This window comes from Cytobacillus oceanisediminis (assembly GCF_004366035.1).
GTDB classification, from domain to species: domain Bacteria; phylum Bacillota; class Bacilli; order Bacillales; family Cytobacillaceae; genus Cytobacillus; species Cytobacillus oceanisediminis_C.
This window is the reverse complement of record NZ_SOEE01000001.1, coordinates 726,634-741,164: the sequence shown is the minus strand read 5'-3', so window position 1 is coordinate 741,164 and position 14,531 is coordinate 726,634. Positions and strand designations below refer to the sequence as shown.

Annotated in this window: 13 protein-coding genes; all 13 read left to right on the top strand. The window is 41.2% G+C overall.

The features are described 5' to 3' along the window. The first annotated feature begins 117 nt into the window (after positions 1–117). The 13 genes from hflK to ytxC all read left to right on the top strand — a co-directional run bounded on the left by hflK (position 118) and on the right by ytxC (position 14,248). Positions 118–1,083 carry an FtsH protease activity modulator HflK gene (hflK, locus tag DFO72_RS03795; RefSeq protein WP_113882628.1) on the top strand — a complete coding sequence of 322 codons (966 nt, stop codon included), beginning with the start codon at positions 118–120 and terminating at the stop codon, positions 1,081–1,083. Continuing rightward, positions 1,076–2,008: a protease modulator HflC gene (hflC, locus tag DFO72_RS03790; protein WP_113882629.1), complete on the top strand. Its 933-nt coding sequence runs from the start codon at positions 1,076–1,078 to the stop codon at positions 2,006–2,008. The genes hflK and hflC overlap by 8 nt, the downstream gene beginning before the upstream one ends. 124 nt (positions 2,009–2,132) lie before the next feature. Then, positions 2,133–4,766, top strand: coding sequence for a DNA polymerase I (polA, locus tag DFO72_RS03785; protein ID WP_113882630.1), 2,634 nt, complete (start codon positions 2,133–2,135; stop codon positions 4,764–4,766). Between the two features lie 294 nt (positions 4,767–5,060). Next, entirely contained in the window at positions 5,061–5,888 is an 828-nt protein-coding gene (gene mutM / locus DFO72_RS03780; RefSeq protein ID WP_113882631.1) for a DNA-formamidopyrimidine glycosylase, read from the top strand. A gap of 94 nt (positions 5,889–5,982) precedes the next feature. Beyond that, the gene (ytaF, locus tag DFO72_RS03775) at positions 5,983–6,618 is read left to right on the top strand and encodes a sporulation membrane protein YtaF (protein ID WP_113882632.1); all 636 of its coding nucleotides are present in this window, start codon (positions 5,983–5,985) and stop codon (positions 6,616–6,618) included. Positions 6,619–6,642: 24 nt separating this feature from the next. After that, positions 6,643–7,242, top strand: coding sequence for a dephospho-CoA kinase (coaE, locus tag DFO72_RS03770; RefSeq protein WP_113882633.1), 600 nt, complete (start codon positions 6,643–6,645; stop codon positions 7,240–7,242). A 246-nt stretch (positions 7,243–7,488) separates the two neighbouring features. Then, the gene (locus DFO72_RS03765; RefSeq protein WP_113882634.1) at positions 7,489–8,520 is read left to right on the top strand and encodes a glyceraldehyde-3-phosphate dehydrogenase; all 1,032 of its coding nucleotides are present in this window, start codon (positions 7,489–7,491) and stop codon (positions 8,518–8,520) included. A 323-nt stretch (positions 8,521–8,843) separates the two neighbouring features. Beyond that, a complete protein-coding gene (speD, locus tag DFO72_RS03760) occupies positions 8,844–9,218 on the top strand; it encodes an adenosylmethionine decarboxylase (RefSeq protein ID WP_009333223.1) in 375 nt (124 codons plus the stop codon). 368 nt (positions 9,219–9,586) lie between these two features. Continuing rightward, on the top strand, positions 9,587–9,991 hold the full coding sequence (locus DFO72_RS03755; RefSeq protein WP_113882635.1) for a hypothetical protein: 405 nt from the start codon (positions 9,587–9,589) through the stop codon (positions 9,989–9,991). A gap of 114 nt (positions 9,992–10,105) precedes the next feature. Continuing rightward, positions 10,106–10,567, top strand: coding sequence for a transcriptional regulator NrdR (gene nrdR, locus DFO72_RS03750; protein ID WP_113882636.1), 462 nt, complete (start codon positions 10,106–10,108; stop codon positions 10,565–10,567). A gap of 140 nt (positions 10,568–10,707) precedes the next feature. After that, the gene (locus DFO72_RS03745; RefSeq protein WP_113882637.1) at positions 10,708–12,144 is read left to right on the top strand and encodes a replication initiation and membrane attachment family protein; all 1,437 of its coding nucleotides are present in this window, start codon (positions 10,708–10,710) and stop codon (positions 12,142–12,144) included. After that, entirely contained in the window at positions 12,144–13,073 is a 930-nt protein-coding gene (gene dnaI / locus DFO72_RS03740; RefSeq protein ID WP_113882638.1) for a primosomal protein DnaI, read from the top strand. Before DFO72_RS03745 ends, dnaI begins: the two co-directional genes overlap by 1 nt. A gap of 290 nt (positions 13,074–13,363) precedes the next feature. After that, the gene (ytxC, locus tag DFO72_RS03735) at positions 13,364–14,248 is read left to right on the top strand and encodes a putative sporulation protein YtxC (RefSeq protein WP_113882639.1); all 885 of its coding nucleotides are present in this window, start codon (positions 13,364–13,366) and stop codon (positions 14,246–14,248) included. Positions 14,249–14,531 lie beyond the last annotated feature (283 nt).

Sequence of the window (14,531 nt, the reverse complement as noted above, 5' to 3'; positions counted from 1 at the left end):
CTTTTTCATTTTTGCTGATTTTCCTTCTTTCTTTAACTTTTGTCATATTTATGAAACCTTTACGTAAATAAATCGTATGAAAAGTTATAGAAAGAGTGCTAGGGAAGGGGAGAGGAAATGGTCAGCTTAAAGCGGATTTATACAATCGCAGGCCTAATTCTGGCAATTGTTATGTTAAGTATAGTTGCCTTTACAACATGGTACACCGTCGATGAATCGGATCAGGCAGTCATTTTAACATTTGGGAAAGTGGAGGAAGGCATTACGGAGCCGGGACTTCATTTCAAACTGCCATGGCCTGTCCAAAGCGTGGAGAAGCTTTCAAAAGAAACTTTTTCGCTGCAGTTTGGATATGAAGAAAAAGATGGACAAATAAAGGATTTTCCTGATGAGACAAAGATGATAACCGGTGATGAAAATATCGTTCTGGCAGATCTGGTTGTACAGTGGAAAATTACGGATCCGGAAAAATATCTTTATAATGCTGAAGACCCAGAAGAAATCCTATATGATGCTACTTCCTCATCCTTAAGAAGTATTATAGGCGGATCTAAAATTGATGATGCGCTAACTTCAGGAAAAGCAGAGATTGAAGCTGATGTCAGAGAGCTCCTAACCTCTTTAATTGAAAAATATGATATTGGCATATCCGTTCTTGCAGTCAAACTGCAGGATGTGGAACTGCCGAATGATGATGTCAGAAAAGCCTTTACGGATGTAACGGATGCGAGGGAAACCGCCAATACCAAAAAAAATGAAGCAGAAAAATATAAGAACCAGAGAATGAATGAAGCAGAAGGTGAGAAGGAGGCTCTTGCCTCCAAAGCGGAAGGTGAAAAAGCGGCGCGCCTGGAGAGAGCACGTGGAGATGTGGCGGTATTTAATAAATTGTATGGAGAATACAAGAATAATCCTGACATCACAAGAGAGCGGCTTGTCATTGAAACGCTGGAGCAAGTCCTTCCAGGTGCTGAAATTTACATTATGAATGACGATGGAAATACAATGAAATATTTCCCGATCAGGCCGCTTGAGAAAGAACAGACCAAACCGAAAGAGGAAGCTGGTGCGGATAATGAGTGATCAAAATGTCGTAAATATCAATGAGCGGGGCGGGAATTTCAAGTGGAGAAGTTATACCAAACTTGGACTCATCCTTGTGCTTGTCATTGCCGCACTCGCAATTCTTTTCAGCAACCTTTTTATTGTAAAGGAAGGGGAGTACAGGGTCATCCGGCAATTTGGTGAGGTGGTCAGGATTGAGAGCGAGCCTGGATTAACATACAAAATACCATTTATTCAAAGTGTTTCCACGCTCCCAAAATACCAAATGACTTATGACGTGTCCGAAGCTGAAATCAATACAAAGGATAAAAAGGTCATGATTATTGATAATTATGCAGTATGGAAAATTGATGACCCTAAGAAAATGATCTCAAACGCCAGATCATTGGAGGGGGCGGAGGCCAGAATGGAAGAGTTCATCTACTCCGTGACCCGCTCCGAATTGGGCCGGCTGAATTATGATGAAATAATTAATGATGAAAAGTCATCAAGGGGATCATTGAATGATCAGATTACTACTAAAGTGAATGAATTGCTTTCTAATGATAACTATGGAATCACAGTAACAGATGTCCGAATTAAACGAACAGATTTACCTTCTGAAAACGAACAGTCCGTGTACACCAGGATGATTTCAGAGCGCCAGTCAACAGCCCAGGAATACCTGTCCAAGGGTGATGCCCAGAAGAATATCATCATTGCTGAAACGGATAGGAATGTCAGGGAAATGCTGGCCAAGGCCCAGGCAGATGCTGAAACGATCCGCGCGGAAGGAGAAGCGGGAGCTGCGAAAGTCTACAACGAAGCCTTCTCAAAGGATCCTGAATTTTATTCCTTATACCGCACGCTTGAATCCTATAAAAAGACCATTAATGGCGAGACTGTAATTGTTCTCCCTTCGGACTCACCATATGCCCGACTGCTGATGGGGTATACGGATTAATTACTTTTAACCCCAAAGCCGTTATTTTTCTTTCTCTATCTGCTCATGATAGAATAAAGGAAAATGTCGGCTTTTTTATTGTGGGCAAGGCGCTTGCGCTTTTCTTAAGAGGAGGAGATATTAGTTGGATAAAAAAAAGCTTGTTCTGATTGATGGCAACAGCATCGCTTATCGGGCATTTTTTGCTTTGCCGCTTTTAAACAATGATAAAGGAATACATACAAATGCTGTCTACGGATTTACCATGATGCTGCAAAGGATTCTCGAGGATGAAAAACCAACTCATCTCCTTGTGGCATTTGATGCCGGAAAAACAACCTTCCGCCATAAAACCTTCAGCGAGTATAAAGGAGGAAGGCAGAAAACTCCGCCTGAGCTGTCCGAACAGTTCCCTTATATAAGAGAGCTGCTGGATGCTTACGGAATTTCCAGATATGAACTGGAAAACTATGAAGCTGATGATATCATCGGAACTTTGTCGCTTCAAGCTGAAAAAGATGGATGTGAAGTAAAAGTTATATCAGGGGATAAGGATTTGACACAGTTAAGTTCCGATGCTGTAACAGTCAGCATTACCCGTAAAGGAATTACTGATATTGAAGAATATACACCAGCTCATATAGAAGAAAAATACGGAATCACGGCTGACAGAATTATTGATATGAAAGGTCTAATGGGAGATAGTTCAGATAATATCCCAGGTGTTCCAGGAGTGGGAGAAAAAACAGCCCTTAAATTGCTCAAAGAGTTTGGAACCCTTGAAGAGCTCTTGGAGTCAGTTGATAAGGTGAGCGGAAAAAAACTGAAGGAAAAGCTGGAAGAATTCAGGGATCAAGCTTTAATGAGCAAAGAGCTTGCCACTATCACGAGAGAAGCCCCAGTTGAAATTAGAATTGAAGACATTGAATATGAAGGTTTTGAAAAAGAAAAAGTCATAAGCATCTTTAAAGAATTAGGCTTTAACTCTTTACTGGAAAAGCTTGGCGGTGACACAGAAGCGGTCGAAGAAAATCTTGAAGAAATTGAATTTATCATTGCAGATGAAATTAAGGAAGAGATGTTTACAGATGAAAATGCATTTTATGTCGAGCTTCTAGAAGATAATTACCATTATGCAGACATCATTGGTTTTTCCGTTGCGAATGCTAAGGGGAATTTCTTCTTCTCCAAAGATACGGCTTTAGAGTCAGATGTTTTTAAAAGATGGGCTGAAGATGAAACCAAAAAGAAGACAGTCTATGATGCCAAAAGATCGGAAGTCTCACTCCGGCATCATGGTGTTCATTTAAAAGGTGCTGATTTTGACCTTTATATTGCTTCTTATCTTATTAACCCGTCTCAGACTATTGAAGATATGGCCTCTATAGCAAAAAATCATGGCTATAACGCGATTCAATCTGATGAAGCTTTTTACGGAAAAGGAGCAAAAAGACGGATTCCGGAAGAAAAGGAACTTGCCGGGCATTTGGCAAGGAAAGCAGCGGCCTTGATGACATTGAAGGAAAAACTGGATAGTGAATTGAAGGAAAACCAGCAATCCGAGCTGTTTTATGACCTGGAAATGCCGCTGTCTCTGATATTGGCTGATATGGAATCAACCGGTATTAAAGTGGATCTTGAGCGCCTGAAAACAATGGGACAAGACCTGCTCTCCAAATTGGATGAAATCGAAAAGCGCATACATGAGCTTGCCGGGGAAGCCTTTAATATCAATTCTCCAAAACAGCTCGGAGTGATCCTTTTTGAAAAATTAGGGCTGCCCGCCATTAAAAAAACAAAAACAGGTTATTCCACATCTGCTGATGTCCTGGAGAAACTTGAGAACAGCCATGAAATTATCCGGGACATCCTGCATTACCGCCAGCTTGGCAAACTTCAATCCACTTATATTGAAGGCCTGCTTAAGGTGGTTAACTATGAAACAGGCAAAGTCCACACCAGATTTAATCAGGCTCTTACACAGACAGGTAGGTTAAGTTCAACAGATCCAAACCTGCAGAATATTCCGATCCGTCTGGAGGAAGGGCGAAAAATCAGGCAGGCATTTGTCCCTTCAGAACCTGGCTGGGCCATTTTTGCAGCAGACTACTCGCAGATTGAACTGAGAGTACTGGCTCATATTGCAGATGATGAAAAGCTGATTGAAGCATTTATTGAAGATATGGATATTCACACGAAAACGGCAATGGAAGTATTCCACGTTAATGCCAATGAAGTTACGTCCAATATGCGGCGCCATGCAAAGGCAGTTAACTTTGGAATTGTCTACGGAATCAGTGATTATGGCCTTTCCCAAAGCCTAGGCATCACACGGAAAGAAGCGGGTAAATTTATTGACCGCTATCTGGAAAGTTATCCTGGCGTTAAGCAGTATATGGATGATATTATCCATGATGCTAAACAAAAAGGATATGTCTCGACCCTTCTTCACAGAAGAAGGTATCTGCCTGAAATCACTAGCCGAAACTTCAACCTTCGAAGCTTTGCGGAACGAACCGCCATGAATACACCGATCCAGGGAAGCGCGGCAGATATAATTAAAAAAGCCATGATTGATATGGCTGACCGCCTAAGAAAAGAAGAACTCAAAGCCCGCCTTTTACTGCAGGTTCACGATGAACTGATCTTTGAAGTGCCAGAGGATGAAATAGAGACGCTCAAAAAAATCGTACCGGACGTTATGGAAAATGCAGTAGAATTAAAAGTTCCGCTTAAAGTGGATTATTCCTTTGGGCCAACGTGGTTTGATGCGAAATAAAAGTTGATCTTGAGGAATTTACTTTGCAAGTAATTCACCTAAAATGATTTTTCTTGTTGTGATATGCTAAGTGCTATTAAAGATCGTGTTAATTGGAGTGGAAGGTGCGAGACTCCTGCGGGAGTGGCGAACCCACGGAGACCCCACAGGCGCATAGCGCCGAGGAGGCTCCCGGAAGCCCCGCGGAAAGCGAGTGCCTGCAGCGGAAAGTTACACCCCAGCAAACAGGATTCAAAATATATCATAAAGCAAAGTCCCAAGCATTTTTAACTGATTTACAAAGGAGGGAGGACCATGCCGGAACTTCCAGAAGTTGAAACGGTCAGAAGAACATTGCAGGAATTGGTGATCGGCAAAACCATTGCACATGTTTCGGTTTTCTGGCCCAAAATGGTTAAGCATCCGGAAGAGGCTGGCCAATTCAAGGATGCTTTAGCAGGTCAAATTTTTCAGGACATTGGCAGGCGAGGAAAGTTTTTAATACTCTATACCAATGATTATGCCCTTGTGTCCCATCTGAGAATGGAAGGCAGGTACGGACTTTTTTTAGAAGAAGATCCTGTTGAAAAACACACTCATGTGATTTTTCATTTTACAGATGGCACTGAGCTCAGATATAAGGATGTCCGTAAATTTGGAACGATGCACTTATATGCAAAGGGCGAAGAATTTACGACTCTTCCGCTGGCACACCTTGGACCGGAACCATTTGCGGAAGAGTTTACAGCAGACGACCTTGCTGCGAGACTTGCACGGACCTCCCGCAATATCAAAACTGCACTTCTCGATCAGAAAACGATCGTAGGGTTAGGAAATATTTATGTCGATGAAGCATTATTCCGTTCACGAATACATCCTGAAAGAGCGGCAAATAGCTTAACAAGGAGTGAATTGGAGACACTTCACAAAGAGATTGCGGATACTTTGAGGGAAGCAGTTGAAAAGGGAGGGAGCACCATACGCTCCTATGTTAATTCCCAAGGGCAAATTGGCATGTTTCAGCTCGAACTTTTTGTGTATGGGCGAAAAGGGGAAGATTGCAAAGTCTGCGGAAGCACGCTTGAGCGGATCGTGACAGGAGGCAGGGGGACAGTTTACTGTCCGGCCTGCCAGAAAAAATAATAATGCAGAATAGAGCTGAAATGCGTTTCGAATAACATTGGATGGGCTTCTTCCATATACTATCTTAGCGATTGACAGGAAGGAGCTCTATTCTATGGCGCATACATTCTCTCTTTTGATACTTGCTTTTGCTGTCAGTCTTGACAGTTTTAGTGTCGGTTTAACCTATGGCTTAAGGAAAATGAGCATACCATTTAAATCGATCAGTATAATCGCTTGCTGTTCAGCTTTAATATTAATGGCTGCCATGACAATTGGCCATTTTATAGAAGCCTTTTTATCTCCGGCTTTAGCTGAAAGTTTAGGGGGAGTTATACTTATTTTTCTCGGTGCCTGGGTACTTTATCAATTTTTCAGGCCGGAAAAAGTTAAGGATGTCCTGCCGCATGAAAAAACGATTGTGAACCTGGAAATCAAATCTCTTGGGCTTGTCATTAATATCCTGAAAAAGCCGATGTCCGCTGATTTTGACAAATCCGGAACCATCACAGGAATTGAAGCACTTATGCTCGGGCTTGCTTTATCCCTTGATGCTTTCGGAGCTGGAATCGGTGCAGCCATGCTTGGATACTCACCTTTCTACCTGGCAATGACTGTCGCCGTTATGAGTTCTCTGTTTGTGTTTATGGGAATGCAAGTAGGATCCCTCTTCTCCAAAAGCGGATGGGTTCATAAGTTTTCATTCATCCCTGGAATTATTTTAATCGTAATCGGGATATTAAAAATCTAGCATTTTATATGAAAGGAACACACTATGTCACTGATTGTAGGTTTGACAGGCGGGATTGCAAGCGGGAAAAGCACCGTTTCATCTCTCCTAATCGAAAAAGGGTACACTGTAATCGACGCGGATATAGAAGCCAGATTAGCTGTTGAAAAAGGAGAAGAAGCTTATCAGGAAATTGTCCGTCATTTTGGGGAAAGCATTCTCCTCAAAGACGGTTCAATTGATCGTGCAGAACTGGGCTCCGTTATTTTTCATGATGAAAATGAGCGGAAAGCCTTAAATAGCATTGTACATCCTGCCGTCCGCAAAAGAATGACAGCCAAAAAGGAACAAGCAATCAGCCGTAATGAACAGCTGATTATTTTAGATATACCGCTTTTATTTGAAAGTAAATTACAATACATGTGCGACAAAACATTATTAGTTTATGCAGATGAAGGTATACAGCTGCAGAGGCTGATGCAAAGAAATCAGCTTTCCGAAAAAGAAGCAATGGCAAGAATCCGTTCCCAAATGCCTTTAAGGGAAAAGAAGGCATTGGCCGATGCTGTAATTGATAATAATGGCAGGATTGAAGAAACAGAGAAACAATTGTGGAGTATTTTAAGAAAATGGAATGCTATCTAAGGGCCTGTTACAGGCTCTTTTTTTTGTTGCATTTAATACCCAATTAGTATGACAAAAATAAACATTATGTTTCAGTATTTTTGCACATTCCCCCATAAAACCTGCTGAAAGTAAAGAGCTCATATTTCTGAATTGTTAAACATTAAAAAATCCGCATTTAATCCATCACAAATGATTTTTAATATGTTATACTAATTACATCTTAGGGTAACAAAAGTATAACACTAATGCGGAAGGGGCCGTAACATGAAGGCGAGAATAGCGATTAACGGTTTTGGAAGAATTGGACGTATGGTTTTTAGAAAAGCCATCCTTGATGAAAATCTTGAAGTGGTTGCCATAAATGCAAGTTATCCAGCTGAAACTTTGGCACACTTGATTAAATATGATACAAACCACGGACAATTCGAAGGAAGTGTTGTTCCGGAAGACAATGCTATTGTAGTGAACGGCAAAAGTGTTCAGCTTGTCAGCAACAGGAATCCTGAAGAACTTCCGTGGAAAGAATTGAACATCGATATCGTCATTGAAGCTACAGGAAAGTTCAATTCACGTGATAAAGCAGCTCTTCACCTTGAAGCCGGGGCTAAAAAAGTAATACTTACTGCTCCTGGAAAAAATGAAGATGTGACTGTTGTTATGGGCGTAAATGAAAGCGCATTAAAAATTGAAGAACATGATATTATTTCAAATGCATCATGTACAACAAACTGCCTTGCACCTGTTGCAAAAGTCCTTGATGAACAATTTGGCATTGAAAACGGACTTATGACAACAGTTCATGCATATACTAACGACCAAAAAAATATTGATAACCCGCATAAGGATTTGCGCCGGGCCCGTGCTTGCGGACAGTCCATAATCCCGACTTCCACTGGTGCCGCAAAAGCATTGTCGCTGGTATTGCCTCACTTAAAGGGCAAATTGCATGGAATGGCACTCCGTGTCCCAACGCCTAACGTATCTTTAGTTGACCTCGTGGTGGACTTAAAGCGCGACGTTACAATAGAAGAAGTGAATGCGGCTTTTGCAGCTGCTTCACAGGGATCGCTGCACGGTATCCTTGATATTACTGACGAACCATTGGTTTCAATTGATTTCAACACAAATGAACACTCTGCCATCATTGATGGATTATCAACAATGGTAATCGGCACCAGCAAAGTAAAGGTACTTGCATGGTACGATAATGAGTGGGGCTATTCTTGCCGCGTTGTAGATTTAACAAAATTTGTTGCACAGGAACTTTTTCAGGCATCTGCAGTAAAAATTGGTTAATTGCCAGTTTCTCTCAATATAAAACTACCCATACCCTTAAGCCTGCCATTCCCCGGCAGGCTCCTTTTATTGGACAGAATTAAATCCTGAGAAGGACAAAGCCTTCAAAGATTTTGCCAAAAAAAATGTAAAACAATGTGTTGCAAAAAGAAATTAAACAAAGTATACTAATCCTCGTGAACTTCTCCGAGGTTTTGGTATGGTAGCTACTTAAAGGGTTAGGACCTCTCTGGACTAACTTTCCCCCGTGGTAGTTATGGACCAGTTTAAATCTGGAATTTCATTAATTAATAGCTTAAAAGTTTAAAGGGGGAAATTTGAATATGGAAACTATGGGTCGTCACGTAATCTCAGAACTTTGGGGATGCGATTTTGAAAAGTTAAATGATATGGATTTTATTGAGCAGACATTCGTAAATGCTGCATTAAAATCTGGTGCTGAAATTCGCGAGGTTGCATTTCATAAGTTTGCGCCACAGGGTGTAAGCGGAGTGGTTATCATCTCTGAATCTCATTTAACTATTCACAGCTTCCCGGAGCATGGCTATGCCAGCATTGATGTGTATACGTGTGGAGATCTTGACCCTAACATCGCTGCAGACTTTATTGCAGAATCGTTAGGAGCTCAAACGCGTGAGAATATCGAAATTCCTCGCGGTATGGGTCCAGTTCAAGTTAAACAAGCTCAAGTACTTTAATAACAGAATGATCTTAGGCAATCCAGAGGTGTATTTAATACACCTCTTTTTATTTTGCCCGGAGTATAAAACTTCAATTTATTGTTTTTAATCTTCTAAATGAGTTATTCACTGAGTTGATTGGAGCGGAAGGTGCGAGATCCTCGAAAATGCTCATTCAAGGAAGTTTATTCAACTTCCTGAGGGAGTCGCGTACAATGGAATCCCCCGCAGACGCAGAGCGTCGGGGGCGTCGGCAGTCCCGAGGGAAAGCTTGAGTGCCTGCAGCGGAAATTAACGGGCATAATATGTAAGATAAACAAGAATCTATGAGACATTTGTAAAAAATAGTACAATAAGGATACATAATAAATAACGGAGGAAAGAGGATGTCTATTTTCAGGCAATTTGCCAGCCGCTATAAAAAGCAGTGTGAAACAAATGAAAACCACTCTGATCCTGAGCTCACTACAAGATATTATAGAACTAATACAGCTCAAATGATGCAAACGATCGAAGATTTATTTAAAGCAGACCAAAATGTGAACATTCTCAGCATTTCCAGAGAACGCGGCGAGATAGCAGCAGAAATTAAGAAAATTAAATCTTGTTTTGCCATTGTCACAGTCGTGACTGTCAGGCCTTTCGAAACGGCGGTAGATATCAATATCTCAACTGAGCAATCCTCTCCGGCAGGTGTCCACCCAATCCTTAAGAGAGAAGCTCTTTCCATTTATGAAAAGGTGAATAAACGGCATGATTTTCTCGGTTCTGCAAGAAACGCAGATAAATAGTAGTACTTGTACTGACAACTCCTTTTTTATAAGATAAGAGTAACAAATAAAATTCGGTAATTGGTCTAACGCCAGCAAAATAACTTACTTATAAAAGAATTCGGAGCTGATTGTATGAGATGCCCTTCATGCCAAAACAATAATACCCGTGTTCTCGATTCCCGTCCTGTTGATGACAGCAGGTCCATTCGGCGCAGAAGGGAATGCGAGAAATGCGGATACCGGTTTACGACTTTTGAAAAAGTGGAAGAAATTCCTTTAATCGTTGTGAAAAAAGAAGGCACCAGAGAGGAATTCAGCCGGGAAAAAATACTGAGAGGCCTTATTAAAGCATGTGAAAAGAGGCCGGTTGCCCTAAAGGACCTGGAGGACATTACTTTTGAAGTGGAAAAAGAGCTCCGCAGCAACGGTGTCTCCGAAATAAAAAGCGATGAAATTGGCGAAATGGTCATGGACAGGCTCGCAAATGTGGATGATGTGGCATATGTCCGTTTCGCATCGGTATACAGGCAATTTAAGGATATCAATGTTTTTATTGATGAACTCAAAGAATTAATCAAAAAAGAACAATCTTAAATCAGGTCAGCTGCCGCTGTCTCTGATTTCTAATGAAATAGTTTGATGGGCTGAAGGACTTCTTTGGCTCTTTTTTTACGGTATATGCTTTTGAGATTAATAAGTGTAAAAAATATTCTTAATAGAAAAAGGTGAACACCATGGCCCAGCATTGGCAGGAGATGCTCCCCATTGATCGATATACAGTAGCAGCCAGCGGGCTTTTGCATGATTATGACCGAAAAGTGCTGACGCTGTTATACCAGCCGCTCATTGGCTCTGTATGCTTCAGTTTATATATGACATTATGGGCGGAACTTGAAGAAAATAGGCTATGGTCATCTTCTAATTCACACCATAGTTTAATGAATTTCATGGACATGGGGCTTAAGGATATATATGAAGCCCGCCTCAAGCTTGAAGGGATAGGACTTTTAAAGGTATACGTAAACAAAGATGAGGAGACAAGGTCATTTATTTATGAACTGCTCCCCCCGCTGACACCTGAACAATTTTTCCTTGATGGCATGCTCAATATTTATCTTTATAAGAAATTGGGCAGAAACCAATTTATGAGGCTGAAGCGCTTCTTCTCAGATCAGAAGGTGATGACAGCCACAGGGTATGAGGAAGTAACCAAGGCTTTTCAGGATGTATTTAAATCAGGACACCCAGGTACTTTTGAGGTTGGCGATGAAGTGGTGCAGCTGATGAATGAATCAGAGGGGGAAGGGTATATTGGAAGGCAGGAGCAGGAAGGCATTCAAATCGGGAATGAAGATTTTAATTTTGAACTGCTTCAGGCAGGGCTGAATGAATCGCTTGTACCGAAAAAGGCCATTACAGTTAAAGTAAAGGAATCCATCAGCAATCTTGCCTTTTTGTACGGAATCGACCCTATTCAAATGAAAAATATCGTCATCAGCGCTGTAAATGAAGATAATGAGATAGACATTGAGGAGTTAAGAAAATCTGCACGGGATTGGTATCAATTCCAAAATCAGGACCAGCTGCCATCCCTGATTGACAGGGTTCATCCTGCCATCCATCAGACTCATAAAAAACAGCCTGAAACCCAGGAAGAAGAATTGATCCGTTATTTGGAGATCACCTCACCAAGGCAGCTTTTAAAGGATATATCCGGAGGGGCAGAGCCATCGAAAGGTGATCTGCAGATTATTGAAGATGTCATGTTCCAGCAAAAGCTTTTGCCCGGGGTAATTAATGTTCTGATTCAATATGTTATGCTCAAAACAGATATGAAATTGACCAAAGGCTACGTAGAAAAAATAGCTGGCCACTGGGCAAGAAAGAAAATAAAAACACCCCAGGAAGCTATTGATTTAGCTAAGAAAGAACACCGGCAATACCTGGATTGGGCGGAAGGAAAGAAAACAGCCAGCACAGCTGGAAACAAAAAGAAGCCGATCAGGACGGAGATGCTGCCGGACTGGTTTGATGAAAAAGGCAGTGCAGCCGCCAAAAAGAAAGAGTCTCAGAAGCAAAACAGCGAAAAGGAACAGTATGAGCTGGAAATGAAAAAGAGGGAGCTTAACGAAAAATTAAAAAAACTGCGATCACAGGAGGTGACTGATTGATGGAGAAAATCAATGAAACATTAAGACGCCTTGCGGGCAATGAAGGTTTTCAAAAAAGGTATGAGAAAATGAGAAACCAAACGCTTAATCACCCTGAAGTGAAGGCATTTATCCAAACTCATCGGGATGAATTGACATCTGAGATGGTTGAAAAGAGCCTTAGCAAACTCTTTGAATATACACAGCAGAGCAAGGAGTGCAATAAATGTCCTAGCTTGGAGGGCTGTGTGAACTTTATGCAGGGCTATCATCCGGAGCTTGTGATTCAAAGAGGGTCAGTCGATCTGAAATATGATAAGTGCCCGCGCAAGGTCATGCACGATGAGCAGCGGAGAAACGAAAAATTAATTCAGAGTTTATATGTACCATCTGATATCCTTCATGCCACTTTTGATTCCATATATGATGATGACGATCGCATTGAGGCCGTTGATAAAGCGGCATCTTTTGTTATGGACTACCAGCCGGGATCCAAGGGAAAAGGAATTTATTTTTATGGAAAATTCGGTGTAGGCAAATCTTATTTGCTTGGTGCTATCGCTAATAAGCTTGCAAGCCAGAAAGTATCCTCCATGATTGTATACGTTCCTGAACTATTCAGGGAATTGAAAAATTCAATTGGAGATCAAACTCTGAACAGTAAAATAGAAACCATTAAAAAAGCACCGGTTTTAATGTTCGATGACATTGGTGCAGAAACCATGTCCAGCTGGACAAGGGATGAGATTTTAGGGCCGATTCTGCAGTTCCGCATGCAGGAAAGCCTCCCAACCTTCTTTACTTCCAATTTCGACCTGAAGGGTCTCGAACATCATCTCTCCTACAGCCAGCGCGGAGAGGAAGAGAAAATGAAGGCAAGGAGAATCATGGAGCGTATTAAATACCTTGCTGAACCAGTGCTTGTGGAAGGACCGAACAGAAGAGCATAACATATTAAGCTGCCGATAAAACTTCCGGCAGCTTTTATTATAAAGTAAGAATCATACCTTGGGACTTTGATAACTGTCTAGCTCTACAGGGAAAGCTTCGGCAGAATATCCATCGCACGATTAAAAGCGTTATCCTTTAGGAGGAGCGCCTGCCCCCACGAGACGCCGGGGGTGGGCAAGGCGCTTCCGCTTTTCTTATAGTTTAATGCACTAAAAGGCTAATCCTACTTCTAACTTGGCCAAGTCCGCCATATACATAGAACAGAGATTTGTATAAAGGGGGGATTTGGTTGATCGAAATCATTTTCCAAAGCAGCACGGATGCGAGGAATTTTTATGAGCATCTTTATGAGCAGCTGCAGTCTTTTTGTCAATGTGATAATAATATTCTTCATTTTGAAGATCAACATATAGTCAGAGTCTCTGCAGAAAATAACGGCGATGTCCTGAATATTGTTAAGGAAGTATTTTTTCAATTTATAGTGAACCAGAAGCAGGATGATTGGTTTAAACGGATACTGATGGAGCATTATTATTATGAGGATGAAGGTGAACAGCAGCAGATTCTTGAAATTATTCACTCTATTTTGGAAGGAAGCCGGGAGGATCTTGCCGCGTTTGTCAGTGGCCTGGATGTAAAAGAAAGCTTGAAGAGTGCAGTTGATCAGCTGTTCCAGAATAACATTTCCTTTTCTTTTGATTCTTTCGTAAAATTCCGAATGCGGCCGCTTATGAATGAAATGACCAAATACGTTGAAGTTTCCATCGATGAATATAAAATGGAGCAGGAATATCAGATGTTTATTCATACATTGAGAGATTTCCTGTCAGGAAAGCAGCCAAAGATTAATACGATTCATGTCGTTATGGATGAAGGTGTTTATTTTTATGATGAGCACTTGTGCGAAATTAAACGAGGAGAGCTATTAAGAATGATTGACCGCAAGCTATTATCCAATCATCCTGTATATGTGGATTCCGTTACGATTGCGCCTCTGCTTTCAATTGCACCTTCCGCCATTTATCTGTATTCAGATGATTTCGAGCAGCCGCTGGTCAGAACAATCCGCAATATTTTTGAAGAAAGACTTGAATTAAGCTCTATTGAAGCCTTCTATAACTTTCAAAACGCCCATTCTTATGCCAATGAAGAAAAATGTAAAAGATACCCTTGATTTTCCTGAAATAACAAACTATAATAACGTACATATTATAAAAATCGAGCAAAAGTTGCGATGAGGATATGGGTATTCTAATACGGTTTAAAGAGAGGGAAGGCAGGGCTGAAACCTTCCTAACACGATTCGAATGCTTACCGCCTCTGAACTCCAGCCAGGAAATGGGCTGGCGGGAAAAGACCGTTATCTTACTACAGAGTCGTTTTTCTTCTAAGAGAACGAGAAGTAGGGTGGAACCGCGTGTTAAATACAACTCGTCCCTTTTTTAGGGACGGGTTTT